The 521-nt window shown below is 62.4% G+C and carries 1 protein-coding gene; it reads left to right on the top strand.

The window, feature by feature from the left end:
• A partial coding sequence (locus tag K5E19_RS23930; RefSeq protein WP_260411945.1) for a PEP-utilizing enzyme occupies positions 1–521 on the top strand: 521 nt, incomplete at both ends.

The following is a 521-nucleotide window of genomic DNA, read 5'->3' on the forward strand; positions in this document are numbered from 1 at the left end:
TACCTGGCCTGAGCTTCAGCAAACAACCCCCTTTACCCTCGAGACGCCGACCATTCTGGCGGCAGAAGACCTCACGCCCAGCCAGTTTTTAAGCCTCGACACCCGCCAGCTTAAGGGGATGATCCTGGAGAAAACCGGGCGCACCTCGCACACCCTGATTCTGGCGCGTGCGGCATCAGTGCCGGTGATGAGCGGGATCACGGTGGCATCGCTGGCTGCGGATATCGGCAAAGAGGTGATTTTGGACGGCGTGTGCAGCGTGCTGGTGGTGGCTCCTGACGAGGCCGTCAGCCAGTACTACAGCGTGGCGCAGCGCCTCGCCGACAAACGTCATCATCAGCAGATCAAAGACGCCGGGCTTCCCGCAGTGACGCGGGATAATGTCCCGGTGGCGATCGCCGCCAATATCGGCAGTGCGCTGGAGGCACCCGGCGCATTTGCCAATGGCGCGCAGGGCGTAGGACTGTTTCGCACAGAAATGCTGTATATGGATCGCGACGCCGCCCCGGACGAGCAGGAGC

It is taken from the genome of Enterobacter sp. RIT637, from assembly GCF_019718755.1.
In the GTDB taxonomy this organism is placed as follows: Bacteria; Pseudomonadota; Gammaproteobacteria; order Enterobacterales; family Enterobacteriaceae; genus Enterobacter.